Genomic DNA, 22,176 nt, shown 5'->3' with positions numbered 1-22,176 from the left:
TCCAGGTCTGGTGATCGGCGCGCGCAGAGCGTTCGCGATCGTCTCGGGGGCGGTGGTGATCCTGGTCACCGCCGCCCTCGGCGTTCGCGCCCAGGGCCCTCGTCGCTCGTTCGCGGGCACCGAGCTCGGCGAGGCGCAGCTCGTCGCCGCGCTCGCGTCGGCGCCGCCCGAGCGGTTCCGTCCGGTGGGCTCGTCGTCGCTGGTGTTCCAGGCGGAGCTCGCGGGCACGATCGACGCGGCGTTCCGGCCCGAGTCGCGCTCGCATCCGCGCGGATGGCTCGCCGAGGTCGCGGCGTATCGCGTCGCGATCGAGCTCGGGCTCGACGACGTGCCGCCCGCGGTGCTGCGCAGCATCGACCGTGCGGCGCTGCGGCGTGCGCTCGATCCCGAGGTCGACTTCGACGAGCTCACGAGCGAGCTCGTGCTCACCGGCAACGTCGCACGCGGCGCGTTCGTGTACTGGGTGCCCGGCATGTTGCGCAGCGACCTCGACACGCCCGAGGGCATCACGCGATGGCGCGGATGGCTGGCGCAGGGCGGTGCGATCCCGGAGAGCGATCTCGCGCTCGCGCGCGATCTCTCGAACGTGCTGGTGTTCGACTACCTCATCGCGAACCGCGACCGCTGGAGCGGCGGCAACGTGCGCCCGCTGCCCAACGGACGGCTGGTGATCCGCGATCACAACCTCGCGTTCCCGTTCGCGCTCGGCGAGGGCGTCCAGGCGCGCATGCTCGAGACGCTGCGCCGCACCACGCGCTTCTCGCGCTCGACGATCGATCACCTGATCGCGCTCGACGAAGAGGCGCTGCGCGTCGCGCTCGCCGCGGATGAGCCGAGCATGGTGCTCGAGGATCGCCAGATCGCGGGCGTGCTCGAGCGTCGCGAGACGCTGCTCTCCTACGTCGGCGCGCTGATCGAGGCGCACGGCGAGGAGGCCGTGCTCTACTTCGAGTGATGGGCGCGCTGCTCGCGATCGTCGCGTTCGCGATCGGGCTCGCGCTGGGCCTCGCGATCGGCGCACGAAGGCTGGCGGCGTTTCGGCGTGAGCTCGAGATGCGCAAGGCCGAGCTGCGCAGCCACGTGCTCCCGCTGCTCGAGCACCGCGCCGCAGGCTCGAGCGTTCCGCCCGCCGAGCGCGCGCACGACGAGCCCGACCCGCTGGTCGCCGCGATCGCGCTGGGTCGATCGATCCAGTCCACCGAAGCGCGCGCGGATCTGCCGTACACCGACACGCTCGAGGTCGGCCCCGACGCGCCGCACCGGCGCTAGGGAACGTCGCTCGACACCAGCGGCCTGCCCTCCACACAGCGCGTCGTCGACGTGGTCGTGAACGGCGACGGCGACGTGCACGTCTTCGAAGGCGATCCTCACGGGGCTCGGGCTCGCCAGCCGCCCCGCGCTTGCGACCCACGCTGCCCTCGGGGCACGCCGATCGCCCCGCCCGGCGTCCTCGGCTGCCCTTCGGGCACGCCGACCGTCCCGCGCAGCGATCCTCGCTGCCCTCGGGGCACGCCGACCGCCCCGCCCGGCGTTCCACGTTGCCCTTCGGGCTCGCCAACCGTCGCGCGCAGCGATCCTCGCTGCCCTCGGGGCACGCCAACCGCCCCGCCCGGCGTTCCACGTTGCCCTTCGGGCTCGCCAACCGCCCCGCGCGCCGTCCGACGTGCCCTTCGGGCTCGCCAACCGCCCCGCGCGGCGTCCCACGTTGCCCTTCGGCCTCCGCGACCGCTCCTCCGATCAGCCGCGCGCGCGCTTCTTCGCGCTCTTCCCATCCCGCGCCGCGCGATACGCGTCGGCGTCCACCTTCTCGCCCTCGGCCCAGCGCTGCAGCGTCGGCACGACCACGCTCGTCCAGCGCGCGCTCAGACGCAGCGCGAGGAACTCGCGATACAGCGCCGCGAGCACGTCCTCGATCTCGCGCGTCATCTTCATGCGCTCGTAGAACGGCGTGTCGTCCTGCTCGTCCTCGTCCGCGCCCTTCTTCTTCTTCGGCTTGCCGCGGGTGCGTCCCGCCATCTCGTCGACGAGATCGCCGGCGACTGCGTCTCCATCGGGCCCGAGCTCGGTCTGCAGCTTCAGCCCGCGCACCGCGAAGCTCTCGCCCGCGAGCACCAGGCTCGTGTCGTCGTCCCCGCGCGAGATGCGGATTCCCGCGCTCTCGGGCAGCTGACCACGCAGCAGCGCTTCCTTCGCCTCGCGCCCGAGCCCGGGCAGCGCCGCGGTGATGCGCGTGCTCTCCGCGTCGGCCGAGAGCACGAGCTTCTTCTCGATCCACAGCCCGAACGAGCCGTGCTCGCGCGTGCTCAGCGTGCCCTCGAAGAGCTCGCTCTCCATCCACAACCAGAGCAGCAGCTCGCGCCCCACGAAGCGCCGCTTCTCGATCAGATCCGCGAGCTGCATCAGCGCGCTCCCTTCCGCGGCGCGAGCACCGTCATCTCGAGATCGGCCCAGGCCTGCGTCTCGTCCTCGCCGAGCTCGATGCGCTGCGCGAGCGTGTACGGCGACTCCGCGACGAGCTCGATCGCGAACGTCTTCTGGAAGAGCTCGATCATCGCGAGCGCGTTGCGCTCGGTGTGGCTGAAGAAGCGCACGACGCCTTCCTCGAGCGACCACGTCAGATCGATCACGCGCGTCGTGGGCACGAGGCGCTTGCGCAGCTCGCGCGTCACGACCTCCTTGATCTCCGTGCGCTCGCGCCGCGAGAGCTTCTCGCGCCCGCTCTTCTCGCGGTACTTGGTCTCCGCCTCGCGCACCCGCGTCTTCAGGAGCGGCCCGGGGATCGCCCAACGATCGGTGCGGAACCCGAGGTTCAGGAAGCCGTCGAGATAGATGCGCCCACTGGGCAGGTCCACGTCGAGCGGATCGCCCATCACGCACCACCCCGAGCGCTCGGCGTCCGGCTCCTCGGGCCGCAGCGGTCGCATCGCGTGGTGGAGGATCTTCTCGTGCGACTTGTCGAGGAACCCGCGCGGAAGCGAACGAGGCGCGAAGAACCGCGCGTAGCTGAGAGAGCCCGAGAGCGCCGACATCGCGCGCTGTGTAGCACCTCATCCGGCGGTCGATCGACGCGCCGACTCGCACCGGTGTGAGCCGCGACTCGCACCGGTGTGAGCCGAAGCGCTCGCGACTACTCCTCGATCTCGCCCGAGATGAACATCCCGAGATCGCGCAGCATCGCGTCGCCGAGCGCGGGGATGATCAGGTCGGCGTGCAGCGGGCTCGCGTAGGTGCGCATCGGGCGACCGCTCACGCGGCGGAAGACCTCGGTCGTGCGGTTCGGGATGATGATGTCGCCGCGCGACATCTGGATCAGCACCTGCCGATCCTCCTGCGCGTAGAGGTGCGCGACGCTGTGCGGATCGACGCCGTCGATCAGCCAGCGCGCGACGTCGAGCAGGCGCTCCTCCTCGAAGCTCGGCCGCGGCACGTCGATCGTCGTGAAGTACTCGTCGATCTGCGGCGAGAAGTACGTCGACTCGACGAAGAGATCGACCATGTCCGAGCCCGGCACGTTGAGCACCGCGCGCTGGATCTCCGGCGTCACCGAGACCCACACCGATCCGATGATCGCGCCGAGCGACTGACCGACGTAGTGCACGCGCTCGGGGTCGAGCCGCACCCCGGTCGCGCCCTCCCAGTCCGCCGTCTGGATCGATCGCAGCAGCGACGAGAGATCGATGAGCGCCTGCCGGAAGTGATCGTTGATGTACGGCAGATCGTGGGTGTCGAGGAACGCCGCGCCGCTCGCCATCTGCACCGCGACGAGCGGGAACTGATTGAACTCGTCGGGCTCGCCGCTCGCGGTCAGACAACGCCCGTCGGTGCTGCACGTCGCATCGCCCCCCGACGCGCAGGGCGGGAAGCGCAGGATGTCGTCGTCGAGCCCGGTGAGGTTCCGGAACACCTCGGGGAAGAAGTTCGGGATCGCGACCAGGCTCGCGTCGATGCACGCGATGCGCTCGCCGTGGAACGGGAAGTCGATCGCGATCGCCACGAACCCGCGCTGCGCGAGCTCGCCCGCGATGCCCATCAGGAAGCGCGAGTCGGTCACGATCGCGTGCCCGAAGATCACGACCGGCGCGGGCTCGTCCTCCGGCAGATCGTTCGGGATCGCCATGTAGAAGCGCACCGGCTGCATCGGGTGCTGCCCGTCGTCGCGCCAGCGTCGCGAGATCGGATCGAGGAAGTACGGCGAGGGGATCGTGCCCACCACGTACTCGCGCACGCCGATGCTGCGCGTGAGATAGACCGCGCGGATCGCCGCGCCCTCGACGCCCGGCGAGAGCGCCTCGAGCGCCTGCGCCGGCGTCAGCCGCTCGCGCACCGTCGGCTCCACGTCGAGCTCGAGATCGATCGACGTGCGCGCGGCCTCGCGGATCCCCGGCACCGCGTCCATCGTGGTGAACGGCCACGCGGTGATCAGGTTCTCGCGCCCGTATCCGTCGAGGAACTCACCGATGCGCGCGCGCGTGATCTCGACGCGGTTCGCGAGCGCGTCGGTGAGCGATCCGATCTGGCTCTCGCCACGCACCGCGATCGGGTGCTCGCTCCGCATGAACCAGCCGATCGGCATCGGCTCGACCGCCTCGCCGTCGGCGCTGCGGATGCCGCGGTCGACCACCACCGCGTGCGTCGTGTGGCCTTGCAGCGGCAGCGCCGAGTCGTCGACCACCACGACGAGGTGGATGCAGTCCGCGGGCGTCGGCGTCTGACGGCACGCCTCTTCGCCATCGTCGCCCATCACCTTCACGCTCACGGGCAGCTCGCGCGGCGTGTCGTCGAGCTCGAAGAGGTGCACGTTCCCCGCGACCGTCGCGGGATCGACCGCCTCGGTGAGCTCGAAGAGCAGGTTCGGCGAGACCCCGAACCCGTCGAGCTCGTTCGCCTGGCGCTTCGCGTTCGCCTCGAGCTCGCTGTCCCACTCCGCCTCTTCGAGCGAGACGAGCCCGGTGTCGGGATCGATCAGCAGATCGAAGGGCAGCGGCACGCGCTGCGAGTCGCGATCCATCGCGAGCTCGGGATCCTGCGTGACCGTGAACGACCAGAGCGCAGCGACCTCGTCGCGCGGGATCTCGCTCTGCGTGGGCCGCGCCGGGTCCTCGAAGAACTGGAAGAACGGCGCGAGCTCGAGCCGCAGGTTCTCGAGGCGCGTGCCCGCGTCGAGCCGCTCGGCGCGCGTCGGACCGGGGAACGCGCGGTTGTGCCCGATCGTGTTGAGCACCTCGTTGCGGCGCAGGAAGTAGAAGATCGCGTCGGGCTCGACGCCGAAGCCCTGCGTGTCGCGCACGCCGAGCTCGCCTCCGCGCACCACGATCACGTAGCGATGCCCGCGCTCCCACCCGGTGCGCGGCGCGAGGATCGTGAGGCGACGATCGCCTTCCTCGAGGCGCATCTCGAGGTCGTTCACGCGCTGCGGCGTGGGCAGCCAGTCCCACACCTGCACGGTGTCGGGATCGATCGAGCGATCGTCGACGACCGCGCTGAACCGCACCGTCGCGGCCATCGTGGTCGACCAACCGTCGCGCGTGTTCATCCAGCTGCGGAACGCGCGCTCCGTGACGCTGAGGTCGGGGTCGTCGTCGTCGATCGGGAGATCGAGATGGCCCTCCTCGTCGTCGCGCAGCGCGTCGTTGGGCATCGGGATCTCCCCCGATCCCGGATCGAAGATCGGGAAGGTGGGGACCCGTTGATCGGTGTCCAGTGGCAGGCCACAGCCCGCGACGAGCGCGAGCAGAACGTGAAGCAAGCGTCGCGTACGCATCGGCGTTGTTGAACAGGGTCCAACCGATGACGCGCGTGCGTCAAGACCGCGAACGGAAGTTTCTTCGGGCGTCTCCGCTTGGTTTCCGGCGCTGTACGCCGCGCTGCGTCACGTTTCGAGCCGCACCGCGTCAGGGCGCCAGCGGAGGGGCTCCGTCGGGCGGCGAGGCCGGCTCGGTCTCCACGAGACGGTGGGTCCCGGTCGCGGTCTCCCACGCCGTGATCTCCACCTCGCTGATGTCGTACGGCGCCTCCACGTCGACGATCTGCACGTACGTCGCGTGCGCGCGCGCCGGCGAGAGGTCGAGCACGAAGTACCCGCGGTGCGAGAGATCGACGTACTTGATGTGCGGCGCGCGCTCCGCGATGGTGCGCAGGATTCCGCGCTCGAGCGGACCACCGGGCGGGCTCATCGGCGGCGAGCTGATCCCCGCCGCGACGAACTCGACCGCGTCCGCCGGGGGCAGCGGCGACGCGCTCGGATCTTCCACCACCTCGCACGCCCACGCGGTGTGGATGTCGCCGGTGAGCACGACCACGTCGCGCACCGGATCGCGCTCTCCGTCACCACGGATCGCGTCGAGCACGCGCCGGCGCGACGCCGGATAGCCGTCCCACTGATCGGTGTTCGCGAGCACCGGCAGCGGCGAGAACATCACCTGCTGTCCGATCACCTTCCACTGCGCATCGGTCGTGGTGAGGCGCTCGATCAAGAACGCCTCCTGCTCGTTCGAGATCAGCGTGCGCGCGTCGGCCTCGCCCACGCCCTGCTCGCTGCGCCCCTCGATGCGCGTGTCGAGCATCACGAGCTCGGCGAGCGCGCCGTAACGCAGCGCGCGCCAGATGCGCGAGGGCCCTTCGGTCGCGGTGCGGATCGGCAGCCACTCGTCGAACGCCTGCTGCGCCGCGGCCTTGCGCGCGGCCCACGCGCCCTCGCTCTCGTCGTGGTTGTTCGCGCCGTCGCGCCACGAGTTGTCGGCGCTCTCGTGATCGTCCCACACGTTGACGAAGGGGTGCTGTCGATGCGCCTCCTGCAGATCGGAGTCGCTGCGGTACTGGCGATATCGACGGCGGTAGTCCTCGAGCGTCGTGATCTCGTGCGGCGGATCGCACTCGCGGAACGATCCGTACTCGCCGGTGCCGTACTCGTAGATGTAGTCGCCGAGGTGCAGCACCGCGTCGAGATCGGCGCGCTGCGCGATGTTGCGATACGCGTGGAAGTACCCGAACGCGTAGTTCGAGCACGAGCACACCGCGAAGCGCAGCCGCGCGATCTCGGCGTCGCTCGCGGGCGCGGTGCGGGTGCGACCGACGGGCGAGGTCTCGCCTCCGTCGACGACGCGGAACCGATAGAAGTAGGTCGTCGCGGGCATCAGCCCGGTCGCGTCGACCTTCGCCGTGAAGTCGCGCGCGGGATCGGCGGAGACGTCGCCGCTCGCATCGATCGTCGCGAACGACGCATCGCGCGCGACCTCCCACGTCAGCGCGATCGCCGACGTGCCGTCGGTGGTCACGCGCGTCCAGAGGATCACCGCATCGGCCAGCGGATCCCCGCTCGCGACGCCGTGCTGGAACGCGCCGGTCGGCGCGGGTCCCGCGTCACGTCCGCGTGGGCCGGCATCGGGCGCGCTCGCGTCGCTGCCCATCTGCGTCGATGCGTCGATCGGCGCCTCGTCGCCCGGCTCGCACCCGATCATCGTCGCCGCGCCGAGCACCCCCGCGCTCTTCAGCGCGCGGCGGCGCGAGAACGTCGTCCCCTTCGAACCGGTCTTCATCGCACCACCTCCACGCGAAGCGGCGCGCACTCTAGACGAAGGACGGCGACGAGCGTGCGACGGACAGGCGTCAGCGCCGTGAGCGACGTCGCGCCATCACCACGATCCCCGCGAGCGCGACCAGCGGTATCGCGCTGGCACCGTCACGTGAGGACGCGGACGCGCTGCAGAGCCACGCAGGACCGAAGCGACACTCGCTCTCGTGAGGTCGACCTTCACGATGCTCGAAGGGACCGCACGCGGGCACCGCGTCCGCACGCGCGACGTCGGCGAGGACGAACAGCGCGACGAGGAGTGCGATCGAGAGCCCCGCTTTCGTGCGCATCGTGTCGCATCCTATCGCACGCATCGCCCTCGCCGTGCGCGTAGTCCTAGCAGCGTTCGTCGGCGAGTCGTGGCATCCTCGCGTTCGCATGGGGAGCGGGACGACGACGGGACGGGCGCAGAAGAGCACCGGCAAGCGCCGCGCGACGAACGGTGGCAGCACCGCGAAGAGCGCGAACGGCCACTCGGTGCACGCCAACGGCGACGCGAAGGCGAACGGCGCGCGCCAGAAGCGCAACGCGCGTGACGCCGACGTCGAGCCGGCCACGAGCGCAGCACCGGTCGAGCGCACGCGCGACAGCGAGCGCCTCGTGCCGGTGAAGGCGCGACCGAGCCGCTCGGAGCGCGAGTTCGCCGAGCAGCGCGCGCAGGAGATCGACGACGTGTGCGCCGCGTGGGCGGCGATCGTCGCCGAGCGCATGGCGGCGGATCAGCAGTTCGCCGAGAGCTACGAGCAGTTCCAGAAGAGGCCGCGCGATCTGCGCGGCCTTTTCCTTTGGGACCAGCTGCACGCCGCGGAGTCGCACGTCGCGATGGTGAACGCGGTGATCGCGAAGCACCTCGAGGGGCGTCGCGCCGATCCCTTCGCGATCCTCACCGACCTCCGCGCCGCGCAGCGCAAGCTCGCGGTCGTGTACGCGGTGAACGCGTTCCTCGCGGTGCTCAACCAGATGAGCCCGAGCAAGCCCAAGTGGCTGACGGTCGAGGCGCTCGACCCGCGCATGGCCGTGCTCGCGCTCGCGCACCAGACGCTCGAGTACGCGCTCGAGGCTGCGCGCATCGAGGCCCCGGCCGATCTCACCGAGCAGATCCTCGCGGCCGCGCAGGACGAGTCGGTGTGGACCGGCGCACGCGACGCGTCGGACCGCACGCTCGCCGCGTGCGCGGCCACGGCCGCGTTCTTCCGCACGCTCGGCGCGCAGGACCTCGCGACGATCGACGAGATCGTCACGCTCTACGAGACGCACGCGAAGGGGCGCGACGTCCGCGCCTTCTGAGCCAGCGCCGCTCCTCGCGATACGACGCGCGCGATCCCGACGGGGTCGCGCGCGTTCGTCGTTCCGTCGATCGCGCACACGGCCCTCCTGTTCTCCGGCGCGAGCGTGTCGATGCACCACGTGGTGCTTGGTTTCCCACGGGCGAGGGGTCTATGTTTCTGGCTCGTGTCCAGCCTTATTCCGAAACGTTTCGTGTCGGGCCTGGTCGCAGTCCTCGTCCTGGGCTCGACGGGATGCTTCACACACAGCCCGATCGACGATTCGGGACGGCAACGAGCGCGCGCGAGCCAACGTGCCGCGCTCGCGTGCGGGGGCCTCGCGCCCGAGCTCGTCGACCGCACGCTCGCGGACGCGCCGCATCTCCTGCTGCACGCGGAGGCGATCACGGCGTTCGGCGGAAACCCACGTCGCCTGCAGACGCTCGGCGTGCGCATGCACGTCGACAACGATCTCGGCCTCGACGCGGCCCTCGCCGAGCGCGTGCTCTCCTGCCAGTCCGCGCGCTACGCCGCGAGCGGTGAGTCGCTCGGCGCGCGCGATCCGCTGGCCGTCGGAGGGCTCGTCCTCCGCATCGAGAAGGTCGACGAGAAGATCGAATTGGTGCTGCGCGCTCGCGACCCCCGCGACGCCGAAGAGGCGGTGCGGAGGGCGAGCGCGCTGATGGCCGAGCGGTGAGTCCCTGCGGGAGTGCTCGTCCCGCCGGTCCCGGACGGGAGCGCGCGAAGCGCGCGGACGGGAGGGACGGCGGGCGAGCCGATTTTTCGCGAGTCCCTGCCGGAGTGCTCGTCCCGCCGGTCCCGGACGGGAGCGCGCGAAGCGCGCGGACGGGAGGGACGGCGGGCGAGCCGATTTTTCGCGAGTCCCTGCGGGAGTGCTCGTCCCGCCGGTCCCGCGCGAAGCGCGCGGACGGGTCAGTCGGAGTGCGCGACGACGCCGAGGATGCTCGAGAACACGAGCTCCGTGGGCTGACCGCTGTTGTCGACGAACTGGTCGTAGCTCGAGACGTCGAGGCGGTTGTCGAGGCGGAACACGAGGTGCGGATCGGGCGCGACCTCGATGGTGAACGTGCCCGTCGTGAGCGACTCGTCGGTGTCCTCGAAGTAGAGGACCTCACCGCGCAGCGCGAGGGCGAACTCGGGGATGAAGCGGTACTGCGCGCCGATCATGCCGCCCGCGATCGTCGTGTAGCCCGCGGCGCCGAAGTCCTCGACCGTCACGTCGCCGTTCGCGACGAGCGCGAGGTCGCCGACGCTGTAGCGCAGGATGAGGTCGACGAGGTGGCGGAAGCGACCGTCGTGATCGCCGAGGTCCTCGTCGGTCACGCAGCCCGCGATCGGCGCTTCGCCGGGGAGCGGGACCGCGTTGCAGTCGGACTGCTCGGGACCGGTGAGGTAGCCGAGCGCGACCGAGAAGTCGCCGAGCGTGAGCGCCGCCTGGACACCGACGCTCTTGCCGTCGTTGTTGTCCGCGACGTTGTTCCAGCCGTTGACCGCGATCGCGGTGAGCGTGAGCTCGGGGATCACGGCGTACGAGGCGCGGAAGCCCATGTGATAGAAGGGCTGCACGACGTTGTAGAGCGAGCCGCGCGAGTAGTTCGGGTTGAGCCAGCTCTCCGAGACCTCGGCGCCGTAGATCGTGTCGAACTGACCGAAGTCGATCTGGAAGTTCTCGAACGGGCGCCACGACACGTACGCCTGCTTCAGGAACTGCAGGCCCTCGGGCAGACCGCTGAACGCGCCGAGCAGTCGCGGCACGCCGGTGCCGAAGCGCAGATCGATCGCCGCGCCGAGCGGGTCGGGCGCGTAGCGCAGATCGAGGCCGGCGAACGCGAGCGAGGGACCGCCGAAGACGTCGTACGCGCGGTGCCCGATGATCGCCGTCTGGTTGCCCTCGAAGCCGTTGGGCAGCGTCCAGTGCGCGGCGACGTACGCGTCGGCGAACACCCGGAACGAGAGGTTGTCCGTCCACGACTCGGCCTCGGCCTCGGGCTCCTCGGCCGCGGCTTCCTCGGCCGCGACCTCGCTCGCTTCGGGGACAGCCACGGTCTCGGTCGTCGTGACCGCGGGCTCTTCCGCGGGCGCGACGGTCTCGGTGGGCGCCTCGGTGGTCGTTGGCGTCTCCTCGGTCGCCCCCGGCGCCGGTTCGGCGGCGGGCTCGGCCGTGGCCGTGTCCTGCGCGCTCGCGCGCGGCAAGAGGGTCAGCGACACCAGGATCGCCAGCGCCGCCCACGCGGCTCGCTTGCTGGTCCTCGAGACGAGCTCGTTCATCCGGATCCTCCCGACTGCCGTCGAACGGACACACGTCTCCCTCGCCGTTCGCCCCGCCCCGGGACGCCGCGCGAAACCCGCCGTTCTCGACGCTCCGGGATGTACCGGCCGCTTGTTTCGACGACTTTTCGCGCTGGAAAGAAGTGACGCCACGCGTCACCGGACGGTCTCTCGGGCGGAATGAACGTGGCGCGCGCGAGTCGCGCGCGAGCGGACGGAAAACGATCGCGGGCGCATCGGCATCTCGCCCATGCGCCCGCGTCCTTCGAAATCGAGCGGTCAGAAGCCGTCACGCGCGGCGTGTCGCGCGCGCGCAGGCTCGCCGATCACCCGCCCGTGCTGCGGCAGTAGCCGTCGCGCCACTGACCGTTCTCGTCCTGCGCCGGCGGCACCCACTCGCGACCCGGATGGCAGGTCCCGGTCGTGGGCGGCTGTTGCCGACCACCACATCCGACGAGCGCCGTGCACGCCATCACCAAGGCCACGGCGGCCGCCGCGATCCGTCCTCTCGAAGTCGTCATCCGATCCAGCTCCTGGGTTGGAACGCGCGAACCCTACTTCTCCGGTCCCGCATGGGTCAAACCGGGCCCTCCCGGCGGGCCTCCGCGAGTGCGGAGCGCCGCGCGAGAAACATCGAAAACCGGGGCGGATCTGAACGTGGGTCGCTGTGGTGGGACCTGCGGCGCGAGCCTCGAACGCACCTGGAGACGACAGTCTGGCGACTCACGCAAGACCCGATTTGATCGGAGAATGAGCGTGCCCATGGACGACCCCTCCACCGAAGCAACGATCTGGTTGGCGGCCCTCGCGGCCGCGGTCCGTCGCGCCCACGGCGCGAGCACGCAGCACGAGCGCCTCGCGGCGCTCGAGGCTCTCGACGAGACCAAGATGCGCCTCGACGACGCGCTCGCGCGCGTCCGCGAGGAGCTGGCGCTCGGCGTCGAACCGCCGAGCGACGCGCTGCTCAGCTGACGCTGGAGCACGCGGGCCGCGCGCGCATCCCCCCCGCGCGCGGCCCGCGCGCTCGCGTCTCACCGGGAATGCTCGCTGGCGGCGCGCCCGCACGGGAGCGTGCGGCGCACGCGGACGGGAGGGGCCCGACGCCGGCGAGCCGATATTCGCTCAGTGCCCTGCGCGCCAGGCGATCTCGAGCGCGACGATGTCGCGGAGCTCGAGCTGGGCCATCGCCCGGAGCACACGATCCGCGGCCTCCGCATCGCTGCGGTGCACGTCGACGATCTCGCGGCGCGACGCGACCACGATCGTCAGCACCTCGCGATCGTCGGGAACGACACCGCGCTGCGCTTCGTCGGCGAGACGGCGGAACACTCCGTCGGCGATCGGCGACGACATCGGGCGATGATCCTCGACCCGCACGAGGCGCCAGTCCGAGCGACGGGCGCGCAGCGCTTCGATCATCGCGCGCAGCCGGCGGAGGCGACGAGGCGCGCGCGCGTGGGTCCTGCGCGTCCCGATCGCGCGCTCGATCTCGATGCGCGTGGCGCGATCGACGGTGATCTCGACGACGCCGAGATCGACGTTCTTCCACTCGGGCGACTGCGGGCTCGGGGCCGCGAGAGGGCGCATCGTGCGCGGGCGCGCGCCGACCACCAACGCGCCGAGCATCACGAAGAGGACGAGCCAGAGCGCGCCCGAGCCATCGTCGACGCCCGAGCCGCCGTTCGAGTACGAGTGGTAGTACCCGCCGCGATAGCCGCCCGGGACGTAGTGGCCGCCGACGCGTCCGCCGCCGTGATAGCCGCCGCCGTGATAGCCGCCGCTCGAGCGGCCGCCGCCACCGAAGTGCCCGCCGCCGAAGCTGCCGCCGGTGTGCTGGGCCGAGGCGATCGCGCACGAGAGCGTGATCGCGACGAGCACGATCGCCGCGTAGAGGGTCCCCCGCATCGTGGGCGCGAGAACCTTCGCACGACATGCGCGATTCCGCGCGCGAGATCACGCGGGCGCGGCCCAGCGGATGTCGAGCGCGACGATCTCTTCGGGCGCGAGCCGGGTCAGCGCGCGCATCACGTGCTCCGCCGCGTCGGCGTCGTCGCGCTGCACGTCGACGATCTCGCGATGCGACGCGACGGCGATGGTGACGACGTCGAGCTCGGGCTCGCGCTCCGCGAGCGGTGCACCCCGCGCAGCGCCCTCCTGGACGCTCCGGAACGAGCCCGCCGCCATCGGCGGCGACATCGGCCGGTAGTCGTCGACACGCACCGCGCGCCACGCGTCACGCCGCGCGCGCAGCTCGTTCACCACCTCGCGCAGCCACGCCGCGCCGAAGGGCGGGACACGGCGCGTGGCGAGGGTCTCTTCGATCGCACGGCGCGTCTCGTGGTCGACCCCGATCTGCACGACGCCGAGATCGACCTCGTCCCACGCGCGCGACTGCGGGCCCGGCGTGTGGAGCGCCGCGCGGCGTGCGCCACGCGCGAGCACCAGCACGACGCCGCCGACCACGAGCAACGTGAGCAGACCGCCCATCCCGATCCCGCCGGGCACGAAGAACACGAAGGGGCCGGGGCCGACGCCGTAGCCACCACCGCGGTAGCGCGTTCCGCCATAGCTCGGCGCGCTGCCACGCCCACCGCCGCCCCAGCGCCGTCCGCCGAAGCTGCCACCGGTGCGCTGCGCCTCGGCGAGGGCGCTCGCGAAGAGCAGGAGCGAGAGGACGATCCCGACGAAGACACGTCGCACGAGGAAGACATGAGCGCGGCGAGGTCGCCTCGCGACCCTGGACAGATCGTGGGGCGCGGTCGATCGTCGCAGGGCCGCGTGCACGAGAACCGGACCGTTCCGACGATGATCGTCGCGCTCCTCGCGACCGGCTGCGGAGGCGCACCGAGCGCACCGACGCACGAGACGGGAGAGCTCGCATGCGCGCCGGCCGACGGGTGCGACGAAGCAGACGACGTGTGGCCCGCGATCGACGCATATCGCGGCTGGGCGCCGTTCGACGAGCGCGACGTGCCGGCGTCGATCGTCGCGCCGGTGGCGCCACTGCCGGTGTGCGCGCTCGAGAGCGCGACGCAGTCGATGCGATGGACGCGCGACGCGCGCGGCCTGCCGGAGTCGTACGAGATCGCGGAGCGCGGCGAGGTGCAGCTGCGCGTGCGATGGGAGCACGACGTCGCGGGCATGCTGGTGCGCGAGATCGTCGAGCGCGAGCATCGACCGGTGTACGTCGAGGGCGCGGGCGATCGCGGCCCGACGTTCGTCGACGGACGGCCCGAGCGCGTCACGACGTGGCAGCGCGACGGCGACACGCTGCGCGAGTCGATCGACGAGGACGGCGACGGCGAGGTCGATCGCGAGATCGTGCGCACCCTCGACGCGCAGGGCGCGACGCGGCGCGAGACCCGGGTGCGATGCGAGGGGCCGACGCGCAGAGGGAGCGAGATCCGGACGTGGCAGCGCGACGCGCGGGGCCGCGTGATCGCGGAGCGCTGCGACGTCGAGGGCGCGAGCGAGCCGCGCTGGTCGAAGCGCACGACGTACTCGGAGCGCGGTCCGTCGCGCATGGCGTACGAGCGACACGACTCGTTCGGCGCGCGCGCCCTCGAGCAGCAGTGGACGTACGACGACGCCGGGCGTGTGGTGCGCGACGGCTACGACACGACCGGCGACGGATCGCTCGACGTGTGGCGCGACTACGAGATCACGACGGATGCCGAGGGTCGCGTCGGCGCGCTGCGCATCGTCCCGCACGGCGATGGGCGGAGGACGGTCGAGCACCGATGGACGCACGACGCGCAAGGACGTCGCGTCGATCACGTGATCACCGAAGGCGCGTCGACCTCGAGCGTGCCGCGCGGCTACGACGAGAACGGGCGCCTGACGACGATCTTCGCGCCGCCCGCGACGTCGACGATTCGCTACGAGTGCGAGTGATCAGCGGAGCCGGAGCAGCGGATACGCCGCGTAGCCGCGCACCGTGAGCCGCTCCTCGAAGCTGCCGTCGATCGCGATCTCGGAGATCGTGGTGGACGAGAAGTCGGCTTCGACGCGGTGGACGAAGAGTCGGCCGTCGAGGCGCGAGAAGAAGATGTTGGAGGAGCCGAGCGGCCACTCCTCGATCGGCTCGGCTCGCCAGTCCTCGAGATTCACGAGCCAGAGCCCCCAGCTCGCGGCGTACCAGTCGTCGAGGAACGTCGGCGAGGTCGGGTCCGCGTTCTCGACGTGATAGACCGTGAGGATCCCGATCCCGTCCGCGAGGTAGTGGAAGACGCCTGCCGGTCGCCCTTCCGTGAGCTCCTCGAAGCGTCGCGGCCAGCCCTCGGCGATCGTGCGCTCGCCCGCGTCGATGCGCGCGACACAGCGCTCCAGCGTGCTCGCCTCCTCCACCAGGTCGTACGCGATCGTGTCGACCATCCCGGAGAAATAGAGGTTGCCCTGCTCGTCCTGCGTGGCGATCTGGAGCGCGGGGCAGGGCACGTCGAGCAGCGTCTCGAGCGATCCGTCCCTCGCGTAGATCGCGATCTGCGACTCCTGATGGAACGCGTACCAGTCGGCGTCGTGCCAGAAGTACGGCTGGAACACGGCGTCGTCGCGGACCACGCGTCCCTGGAAGTTGGCCGCGGTGACCGTCATCCCATCGCGCTCGGGCGCGACCTGCGGTGTGTCCACCGAGCCGACGATCGCCATCTCGGTCGGATCCCAGAGGATCCTCGACGTCTGCTCGAGCCCCATGTGCGCCATCGTCGCGTCGACGAACGTGTTGAACGAGAGCGACGCCGAGCTCAGGCCGTGCGCCGCGAAGCTCACGGTCTGCTCCGCGTCGCCGAGCGTTCCGTTCGCGGTCAGCGTGTAGCGCTCGACCTCGGGCCGCTCTCCGTGGCCCACGAAGAGCACCTCGTCGTGCGCGGCGACCGACGACCAACCTGCGAACTCGCGCGCCGCGGAGAGATCGACCTCGCGGCCGTCGAGCGAGTCGAGCACGGCGACGTAGGTCGCGGCGGTGGTGTCGTCGAACACCGTCGTCGTGACCGCATAGGACGCGGTCGTGCCGCCTCCGTCGGGCGAAGCACCCGCGTCCGGTGCGCCGTCGCGCGGTGTCTCGGAGCCGCACGCAGTGAAGCTCGCCATCGCGAGCGTGGTGAGAACGATCCGGATCGTCATGCCGTCTCCTACAGCGCTCATGCGCGCGCCCACGGTGCGAGCGCGACGATCGAGATCGCCAGGAGCGCCAGCGCGATCACGGCCACGGGGAACGTCCCGTCGTCCTGGAGCGTGTCGATCGTTCCGAACGCCGCCTGCCCGATCGCGACCCCCGCCATCACCAGCCCTGCTCTCGCGCTCACGCTGCACCTCGCTGCCTGTCGACCGTTCGTCGCGCGCGGATGAACGCGCCGCTCAGCGCGAGCAGCGCCAGGCCGATCGCCATCGCGCTCCAGAGCGCCCGGGTCGGCAGCCCGCCGAACGTGCCGAAGTGGAGCTCGTCGACGGTGTGCACCCAGCGCTCGAGCGGCGTCATCGCGTCGGCGCGCCACACGTCGAGCACGACGCGCGCGACGGGATCGAGGAAGACCTGGTTCGCCTGATCGCGCGCGAGCAGCGCGTCGGTCTCGCCGAGCAGCGAGAGCACGGGGCGTCGCTCGGTGGGCAACGCGATCGAGCGCACCTCGAGCTCGGGCATGGCCGCGCGACCGAGCGCGACGAGCGCGTCGAGGTCCTCGATCGGCTCGCTCGTCGCGCGCGCACGACGCGCCTCGTCGATGCGCGGCACCGGGGGTGTGAGCTCGAGATCGACCCAGTCGAGGACGCGCTCGACGCCGTACCAGGTGCCGGTGAGCCCGACGAGCAGCGCGAACGCGACGAGCGCGAGACCGCCGACGCGATGCAGATCCTTCGACGCGCGCTCCTTCGCCACGCGCAGCAGCCGCTGCGAGCGACTGCGCCAGACGACGAGCGCGCCGCTCGCGGTCGAGCCGAGCAGCGCGACGCCGAAGAGCGCGACCACGAACACGCCGACGTTCTCGCCGAGGAAGAGCGAGCGGTGCAGGTCGCGCGCGAAGCGCTGGACCGTGAGGTAGGGCCCCTCGCCGCGAACCCGCGCGTCGCGGGGGTCGAGCCAGACGCGCACGAGCGTGTGATCGGGCCGCACCACCAGCGCCTCGGCGGCGAAGCCGGGCCCGAGCGGCGCCGCGAGCGCGATGACCTGCGCGTCGGGCGCGTGAGCCTGGGCGCTGGCGTGGAGCGCGCCCCAACTCGCTCGCGGTGCGTCGTCGGTCAGCGCGGGCGCGCGCAGCGCGGGATGGATCAGCCAGTCGATGTCGCTGCTCACCGCGGCGAGCGCGCCCGACGCGCAGATCACGAAGAGCACGGCTCCGAACGTCATCCCGAGCACGCCGTGCACGCGGAACGCGCGCTTCACCGCGCCGCGCGGACGCGCCCGCGCTGGCAGGGCCCGGCGCTCGACGCCGTGCCGGTTCGCCATCCGCGAGCGCGAGGAGGGGCCCATCGAGGGACGCAACCTGGTCTAGATGAGAATGACTGTCAATCTCTCAGACACACCGCTCGCCGCGCGGGCGGGACCCGCGTTCGCGGAGCGTTGACGCGCTGGGATCGCGCCGCTGGAATCGCGCGCTCTCGAGGAGGACATCCCATGACGATCCCGGTCACACGTGAGGAGATCATCCGCGTCGGCGCGCGTTTTCCGTCGGAGGCGATCGTCGCCGAGATCGATCGTCTGCTCCCGATCGCGGCGGAGGATCAGGCGCTGCTCGAGGCCGGCGGCTACGGCGCGGAGCTGCTCGACGCGCTGCGCGCCCATCGCGCGACGCTGACCACCGAGACCGCCGAGCGCCGCGCCCAGCGCGGCCAGAAGAAGAGCGCGCGCAAGAGCGAGACCGACGCGATCGTCGAGGCCAAGCGGGTGCTGCGCGCCGGGATCGCGATGGCCGAGGGGGCGATCGCGCACCGCGTCCCGCCGGCGGACGAGCCGCCGGAGACCACCAAGCGCATCGCGATCGACGTCATGGCGGCGCTCGAGGCGACGGGCGGCCGGATCGACCTCGACTCCGCCAAGCTTCGCACCCGCCTCGCCGCGGTCGCCGCGGTCCTCGGCAGCGCGTCGATCGCGCCGGCCGAGAGCGGCCGCGCAGCGCGCGCCGCGATGATCGCGCGCGTCCAGGCGGCGATCACCGCGCTGCCGGCGCTCGCCGAGGAGAAGAAGGCCGCTCAGCGACAGGCGCTCACGGACACCGACGCGCTCGACGAGATCGACGGCCGCGCGTACCTGAACATGAAGACGCTGACCAAGGTCGGCCGCACCCAGTGGATCGCCGAGGGCGACCCGAAGCGCGCCGCGGTCTACACGCTGCAGCTCCGCGAGGAGCGCGCACCCCGTACCAAGCCCGGTACCGACGCGTAAGTCACTGGATCCACGTCGGGATCAGCCCCTTCACCTCGTACACGCGAAGCTTCACCTCGTACACGCGAAGCTTCACCTCGTACACGCGGAGCTTCACCTCGTACACGCGGAGCTTCACGTCCGGGACGAGGATCTTCGCGTCGTACGAGCGGACCTTCGCCTCGCGCGCGCGGAGCTCCACCTCGTACGAACGAAGCTCCGCGTCGGCGACGCGGCGCTCCCGGTCCGCGAGCACGCGCTCCCAGCGCGACGCGACGCGCTGCAAGCGCGCGCACACGAGCTTCGCGCGCGACGAGCGTCACGCTTCGAGCGGGTCGACGTAGACGTCGTCGACGCGCAGCGTGACCCCGAGCGACGCGAGCTCGATCGTCTCCCCCGCGCCCGCCTCGATCAGCTCGAAGCGGTCGCGCTCGTTGCGCCGGTAGACCTCGATGCGCCGCTCGGTCTGCGCGACCAGCACGTACTCCTGCAGCGTCGTGAGGTGCCGGTAGTGGGCGAACTTCGCGCCGCGATCGTGCGCCTCGGTCGACTCCGAGAGCACCTCGACGAGCACCACGGGATTGGTCACCGCGTGACGGTCGTCGGGCGAGGTCTCGAGCGCGCCGCACACCACCGCGACGTCGGGATACGTCGCGAGATCGGTCTCCCGCACGCGCACCCGGAGATCCGACGAGTACACGCGGCACGGCTTCCCGCGCAGCGCGACCGAGAGCCCGGCGATCACCGCCGCCGAGAGCGCGGCGTGCTCGGGCGTTCCGCCCGCCATCGCGAACACCTCGCCGCGCACGAACTCGTGCTTCACGTCACTGCGCGACTCGAGCGCGAGATATTCGTCGTAGGTCATCACGGCAACAACTCGGACTCGCTGAACTAGCGCGAGCGGCGGCACACCTCTGACTTCGCAGCGCCTGGGTCTTCACGGCCCGCGCGTGTCCGCTCAGGCATACCCGTGAATCACGAGCGCCGGAACGCCCCGACAACGCGTTCTTGATTGTGTTGCCAGCCGTCCTGACCAACGAGCGTCTCCACGCCGACCTGCCACGCCTCTGCAGTGAGACGGATCATCAGCGCGAAGAGAGGATCCTGCAGAACTTCAGGCCAGAGCTCGATAAGCGGTCCTTTGCGCAACTTGGTCGCGTAGCGCGGCCCGCGACCGAGACGAGTGTCGGAGAGAACCACAGCGGGATCCCCCGACTTCAGCCCATCGACCATGCTCACCATCTCGCGCATCGCAGTCCATGGACCTGTGCCTTGTGAGACGAACACACGCGGACTCTCGACCAGCTGTCTGAAGAGTTGATCTGCGGACACCAGTTCGATGCTGCCGGGCAGGCGAATCTGGTGAATCCAGGTTACGCGCGAGGCGCGCACGACGCCATCGCCATACAGCTCCACGACCTGAGCGAGGAACTGCGCATAGTCCACCATCAACTGGTCACGGTAGACTTGATCGATATGGGCGATCATTTTCGGGCGAACCGCTTCGCGCGCGGACTCGAGAATCGAAGAGACATCAGCGCGGATCGCTCTCCGCCGCGCGGCGTCCGGAACAGCCGAGTCCATTTCGATCACGCCGACGAAGCCGGGCGTCCTCAGGACCTGTAGCGACAGACCGCGAACGCACAGGATGCTCTCGCCGATCTCAGAGGCCTGCAGTCTCACATCGGCGGTTACGTATTCGGGCCAAGTGCCGCCCCACTCCGAGTACTCAACAGGATTTCTCTCGCTTCGATGTCTCCACGTCCACGGGCCATCGGCTCCCGACGGGTCTCTTCGAAGAACACGCGATGCCTCAACGACCCATCTCCGGAACTCATCCGGACCCTTGAGTCGGAGCCAACCAGGTTCAATCCGCGTCCTGTGCCCATCAACGTCGACCTCGATCGGATGCGGCAGCACAGGAGCGTATACACGAAGCAGGCTCTCGAGGTCGGCAAGCGCCTCGCGCATGCCAGCTTTGAGTTCAACGCGCACACTGGTCCCGCTACCCGTCAAGGAAGCCAACGTCTGGATCTGTCCACGGCGACCAAGACCGCGGAGAGAGAGTTGCATCCGCTCGGAACCCGCACGGTTCGATTGAACCGCGACGGCATCTCCCAGCATGAACACCGACAGGAAGCCGATGCCGAACTTCCCGGCCGGCGTGAAACCGCGATCCATGGCGTCGGGGAAATCCATCAGGCACTGAGTGCCCCAGTAATCCGACGCGATGGTGATGAGATAGTCGGTCATCACCTTCCGGCTCATCCCAATGCCCCAGTCGGTCACCTCAAGCACATCGGGAGTCCCAGCACTCCCGGACCGCAAAGCGACCCGAATCGGGAGATGGAGCATTACGCGGTCCGCTTCGTGTTCGGCAACGCTCTCCTTCAGCATGACAGCATCGCGGGCATTTGCGACCAACTCACGGACCGCCGCCATCGGGTCCGGGCCGTACAGCGATTCGCCGGCAAGAAGCTGAACCAACCGCTCGATCGACCCGGCGCGGAGATTCACCTCGATCGGCATGAAGCCCGCCGTTCGGATGTACACCGACGCATCCTCGGGGCTCGCTGCGCCTCGGACGCCCTGTAGCGTAAACCTTCCTCGGCTCGGCACACGATCTTCTAGGTATCTCCGGACCTTTCTGATTTCAGCGTCAAGCCCCGCCATCATCTCGAAGTAGAGCCACCATGCATCGACGCTCCCAAGAGGCTGCGCCGATCGATAGACCAACTCGTGGTTCTCACGTTCGGGCCCATCAATGGACTCCTGAGCAAGCCAGTGGACCAGGCTATCGTCAGGAAGTTCGAGTCGGAAGAGACGGTCTAGGGCCGGAGCACGTTCGCGATTGATGTGGGCGTAGTCGACAATGCGCAGAACGCAGGCAACGTACCCGAGATCCGCGAATCTCCCCCCAGGCAAGGGCGCGCGGCCGATCGCGCCGAGCCGCTGGTCGACGACCTCGATGTCCCAGTGATGACTCGCGCCGATCTCACCGCAGGTACGTCCCCACCCTTCGCGGATCGAACGCGACTCGAAGAGATAGACATCGGCTCCCAGAACGTGCTGCGTCGCGAACTCCTCCGCGGCGCGAGCATGCACGCTCCTTACGGTTGCCGATAGCGCCCATGCATCGGAGTCGGCAACTCCGGCAGCGGACGCGATACGCGAGAGACTCTTGTACTGAGGCGTCGCACGGAGTCGTTCGAGACCCTCTCGATTCGCCGCGTATGCCATCCCGATATCGTGCAAATAGAAACCAGTAACAAGGAGGAAGGCCTCCGCCGTCGTCAAGCTCTCCGTCTCCGACTCGCCCAGCACGCGGTCGGCGATTGCCCAAAGCGCATCCATGTGCCGCACGGAATGGTCAGTGAAGGAGGGCACGGACCGTGAGATTGTCTCAGCGAGAGCCGCCGCGTTTGTGCGCAGGCCACGCGCGGCCGAGAGAAGCTCGGTATCGGAGCTCAGGCGTTGGTAGAGACGGGTTCGCTGAACGTGCGCCGGGAATTCCATCAACCGAATGCTAGCCGTCGCAAGCTCGTGCTTTCAAGTTGGGCTGACGCGCGACTCCGATCCCGCTGATGAACACGCGTGTTCAGTCGAGGCTCGTCGCAGGTCCACGATCCAATTCGGCCCCCAGCCGCGCGGAGCGCGCTGCCGTCCCGAGGTTCTCGCGGACGCGCAAAGCGCGTCCG

At 70.2% G+C, this 22,176-nt stretch carries 22 protein-coding genes; 7 read left to right on the top strand and 15 right to left on the bottom strand.

The features are described 5' to 3' along the window. The first annotated feature begins 10 nt into the window (after positions 1–10). The gene (locus I5071_RS43630; RefSeq protein ID WP_236519334.1) at positions 11–955 is read left to right on the top strand and encodes a hypothetical protein; all 945 of its coding nucleotides are present in this window, start codon (positions 11–13) and stop codon (positions 953–955) included. Continuing rightward, entirely contained in the window at positions 955–1,269 is a 315-nt protein-coding gene (locus I5071_RS43625; protein ID WP_236519333.1) for a hypothetical protein, read from the top strand. The genes I5071_RS43630 and I5071_RS43625 overlap by 1 nt, the downstream gene beginning before the upstream one ends. A gap of 468 nt (positions 1,270–1,737) precedes the next feature. Here the strand turns inward: I5071_RS43625 and I5071_RS43620 are convergent, their stop codons facing one another. From I5071_RS43620 to I5071_RS43600, 5 genes are all read right to left on the bottom strand, one after another. After that, on the bottom strand, positions 1,738–2,400 hold the full coding sequence (locus I5071_RS43620) for a hypothetical protein (protein WP_236519332.1): 663 nt from the start codon (positions 2,398–2,400) through the stop codon (positions 1,738–1,740). Next, on the bottom strand, positions 2,400–3,029 hold the full coding sequence (locus tag I5071_RS43615) for a hypothetical protein (RefSeq protein WP_236519331.1): 630 nt from the start codon (positions 3,027–3,029) through the stop codon (positions 2,400–2,402). Before I5071_RS43615 ends, I5071_RS43620 begins: the two co-directional genes overlap by 1 nt. Before the next feature lie 98 nt (positions 3,030–3,127). Next, positions 3,128–5,746 carry a hypothetical protein gene (locus I5071_RS43610; protein ID WP_236519330.1) on the bottom strand — a complete coding sequence of 873 codons (2,619 nt, stop codon included), beginning with the start codon at positions 5,744–5,746 and terminating at the stop codon, positions 3,128–3,130. A gap of 145 nt (positions 5,747–5,891) precedes the next feature. Then, positions 5,892–7,535 (bottom strand): alkaline phosphatase D family protein, encoded by a 1,644-nt coding sequence (locus I5071_RS43605; RefSeq protein ID WP_236519329.1) that lies wholly within the window; start codon positions 7,533–7,535, stop codon positions 5,892–5,894. Positions 7,536–7,605: 70 nt separating this feature from the next. Further along, entirely contained in the window at positions 7,606–7,860 is a 255-nt protein-coding gene (locus tag I5071_RS43600) for a hypothetical protein (protein ID WP_236519328.1), read from the bottom strand. Here I5071_RS43600 and I5071_RS43595 point away from each other — a divergent pair. Both I5071_RS43595 and I5071_RS43590 read left to right on the top strand, forming a co-directional pair. After that, on the top strand, positions 7,853–8,857 hold the full coding sequence (locus tag I5071_RS43595; RefSeq protein WP_236519327.1) for a hypothetical protein: 1,005 nt from the start codon (positions 7,853–7,855) through the stop codon (positions 8,855–8,857). The genes I5071_RS43600 and I5071_RS43595 overlap by 8 nt on opposite strands. 111 nt (positions 8,858–8,968) lie before the next feature. After that, positions 8,969–9,532: a hypothetical protein gene (locus I5071_RS43590; protein WP_236519326.1), complete on the top strand. Its 564-nt coding sequence runs from the start codon at positions 8,969–8,971 to the stop codon at positions 9,530–9,532. 236 nt (positions 9,533–9,768) lie between these two features. Here the strand turns inward: I5071_RS43590 and I5071_RS43585 are convergent, their stop codons facing one another. Together I5071_RS43585 and I5071_RS43580 are read right to left on the bottom strand one after the other, a co-directional pair. Next, the gene (locus tag I5071_RS43585) at positions 9,769–11,124 is read right to left on the bottom strand and encodes a porin (protein WP_236519325.1); all 1,356 of its coding nucleotides are present in this window, start codon (positions 11,122–11,124) and stop codon (positions 9,769–9,771) included. A 326-nt stretch (positions 11,125–11,450) separates the two neighbouring features. After that, entirely contained in the window at positions 11,451–11,645 is a 195-nt protein-coding gene (locus tag I5071_RS43580) for a hypothetical protein (protein WP_236519324.1), read from the bottom strand. Positions 11,646–11,886: 241 nt separating this feature from the next. Between I5071_RS43580 and I5071_RS43575 the strand changes: the two genes are divergently transcribed. Then, positions 11,887–12,096, top strand: coding sequence for a hypothetical protein (locus tag I5071_RS43575; protein ID WP_236519323.1), 210 nt, complete (start codon positions 11,887–11,889; stop codon positions 12,094–12,096). A gap of 150 nt (positions 12,097–12,246) precedes the next feature. Here I5071_RS43575 and I5071_RS43570 read toward each other — a convergent pair whose 3' ends face one another. Together I5071_RS43570 and I5071_RS43565 are read right to left on the bottom strand one after the other, a co-directional pair. Continuing rightward, positions 12,247–13,029, bottom strand: coding sequence for a hypothetical protein (locus I5071_RS43570; protein WP_236519322.1), 783 nt, complete (start codon positions 13,027–13,029; stop codon positions 12,247–12,249). 48 nt (positions 13,030–13,077) lie between these two features. Continuing rightward, positions 13,078–13,824 (bottom strand): DUF1517 domain-containing protein, encoded by a 747-nt coding sequence (locus I5071_RS43565; protein ID WP_236519321.1) that lies wholly within the window; start codon positions 13,822–13,824, stop codon positions 13,078–13,080. Between the two features lie 105 nt (positions 13,825–13,929). On the opposite strand from I5071_RS43565, the gene I5071_RS43560 reads away from it, so the two are divergent. Next, the gene (locus tag I5071_RS43560) at positions 13,930–15,018 is read left to right on the top strand and encodes a hypothetical protein (RefSeq protein WP_236519320.1); all 1,089 of its coding nucleotides are present in this window, start codon (positions 13,930–13,932) and stop codon (positions 15,016–15,018) included. Here the strand turns inward: I5071_RS43560 and I5071_RS43555 are convergent, their stop codons facing one another. The 3 genes from I5071_RS43555 to I5071_RS43545 are packed head-to-tail and all read right to left on the bottom strand — an operon-like array spanning position 15,019 to position 17,563. Next, entirely contained in the window at positions 15,019–16,245 is a 1,227-nt protein-coding gene (locus tag I5071_RS43555) for an MxcI (RefSeq protein WP_236519319.1), read from the bottom strand. A 17-nt stretch (positions 16,246–16,262) separates the two neighbouring features. Then, positions 16,263–16,427 (bottom strand): hypothetical protein, encoded by a 165-nt coding sequence (locus tag I5071_RS43550; RefSeq protein WP_236519318.1) that lies wholly within the window; start codon positions 16,425–16,427, stop codon positions 16,263–16,265. Beyond that, complete coding sequence (locus I5071_RS43545; protein WP_236519317.1) at positions 16,424–17,563, bottom strand: PepSY-associated TM helix domain-containing protein; 1,140 nt, start codon at positions 17,561–17,563, stop codon at positions 16,424–16,426. The genes I5071_RS43550 and I5071_RS43545 overlap by 4 nt, the downstream gene beginning before the upstream one ends. Before the next feature lie 168 nt (positions 17,564–17,731). Between I5071_RS43545 and I5071_RS43540 the strand changes: the two genes are divergently transcribed. Further along, positions 17,732–18,499, top strand: a complete 768-nt coding sequence (locus I5071_RS43540; RefSeq protein ID WP_236519316.1) for a hypothetical protein — start codon at positions 17,732–17,734, stop codon at positions 18,497–18,499. 1 nt (position 18,500) lies between these two features. Here I5071_RS43540 and I5071_RS43535 read toward each other — a convergent pair whose 3' ends face one another. From I5071_RS43535 to I5071_RS43525, 3 genes are all read right to left on the bottom strand, one after another. Further along, complete coding sequence (locus I5071_RS43535) at positions 18,501–18,764, bottom strand: hypothetical protein (RefSeq protein WP_236519315.1); 264 nt, start codon at positions 18,762–18,764, stop codon at positions 18,501–18,503. A gap of 33 nt (positions 18,765–18,797) precedes the next feature. Beyond that, positions 18,798–19,343 (bottom strand): Uma2 family endonuclease, encoded by a 546-nt coding sequence (locus I5071_RS43530; RefSeq protein WP_236519314.1) that lies wholly within the window; start codon positions 19,341–19,343, stop codon positions 18,798–18,800. A 110-nt stretch (positions 19,344–19,453) separates the two neighbouring features. Next, complete coding sequence (locus I5071_RS43525; RefSeq protein ID WP_236519313.1) at positions 19,454–21,994, bottom strand: hypothetical protein; 2,541 nt, start codon at positions 21,992–21,994, stop codon at positions 19,454–19,456. Between the last annotated feature and the right edge of the window lie 182 nt (positions 21,995–22,176).

This window comes from Sandaracinus amylolyticus (genome assembly GCF_021631985.1).
Lineage (GTDB): Bacteria > Myxococcota_A > Polyangia > Polyangiales > Sandaracinaceae > Sandaracinus > Sandaracinus amylolyticus_A.
The sequence above is the reverse complement of the archived record's forward strand: the minus strand, read 5'-3'. Positions and strand labels throughout refer to the sequence as shown.

Excerpts from the sequence above, each read along its gene's own strand:
- I5071_RS43625 (WP_236519333.1), top strand. The coding sequence starts at position 955 with ATGGGCGCGCTGCTCGCGATCGTCGCGTTCGCGATCGGGCTCGCGCTG.
- I5071_RS43620 (WP_236519332.1), bottom strand. The coding sequence starts at position 2,400 with ATGCAGCTCGCGGATCTGATCGAGAAGCGGCGCTTCGTGGGGCGCGAG.
- I5071_RS43615 (WP_236519331.1), bottom strand. The coding sequence starts at position 3,029 with ATGTCGGCGCTCTCGGGCTCTCTCAGCTACGCGCGGTTCTTCGCGCCT.
- I5071_RS43605 (WP_236519329.1), bottom strand. The coding sequence starts at position 7,535 with ATGAAGACCGGTTCGAAGGGGACGACGTTCTCGCGCCGCCGCGCGCTG.
- I5071_RS43600 (WP_236519328.1), bottom strand. The coding sequence starts at position 7,860 with ATGCGCACGAAAGCGGGGCTCTCGATCGCACTCCTCGTCGCGCTGTTC.
- I5071_RS43590 (WP_236519326.1), top strand. The coding sequence starts at position 8,969 with ATGCACCACGTGGTGCTTGGTTTCCCACGGGCGAGGGGTCTATGTTTC.
- I5071_RS43585 (WP_236519325.1), bottom strand. The coding sequence starts at position 11,124 with ATGAACGAGCTCGTCTCGAGGACCAGCAAGCGAGCCGCGTGGGCGGCG.
- I5071_RS43580 (WP_236519324.1), bottom strand. The coding sequence starts at position 11,645 with ATGACGACTTCGAGAGGACGGATCGCGGCGGCCGCCGTGGCCTTGGTG.
- I5071_RS43575 (WP_236519323.1), top strand. The coding sequence starts at position 11,887 with ATGGACGACCCCTCCACCGAAGCAACGATCTGGTTGGCGGCCCTCGCG.
- I5071_RS43570 (WP_236519322.1), bottom strand. The coding sequence starts at position 13,029 with ATGCGGGGGACCCTCTACGCGGCGATCGTGCTCGTCGCGATCACGCTC.
- I5071_RS43560 (WP_236519320.1), top strand. The coding sequence starts at position 13,930 with ATGATCGTCGCGCTCCTCGCGACCGGCTGCGGAGGCGCACCGAGCGCA.
- I5071_RS43555 (WP_236519319.1), bottom strand. The coding sequence starts at position 16,245 with ATGACGATCCGGATCGTTCTCACCACGCTCGCGATGGCGAGCTTCACT.
- I5071_RS43545 (WP_236519317.1), bottom strand. The coding sequence starts at position 17,563 with ATGGCGAACCGGCACGGCGTCGAGCGCCGGGCCCTGCCAGCGCGGGCG.
- I5071_RS43540 (WP_236519316.1), top strand. The coding sequence starts at position 17,732 with ATGACGATCCCGGTCACACGTGAGGAGATCATCCGCGTCGGCGCGCGT.
- I5071_RS43530 (WP_236519314.1), bottom strand. The coding sequence starts at position 19,343 with ATGACCTACGACGAATATCTCGCGCTCGAGTCGCGCAGTGACGTGAAG.
- I5071_RS43525 (WP_236519313.1), bottom strand. The coding sequence starts at position 21,994 with ATGGAATTCCCGGCGCACGTTCAGCGAACCCGTCTCTACCAACGCCTG.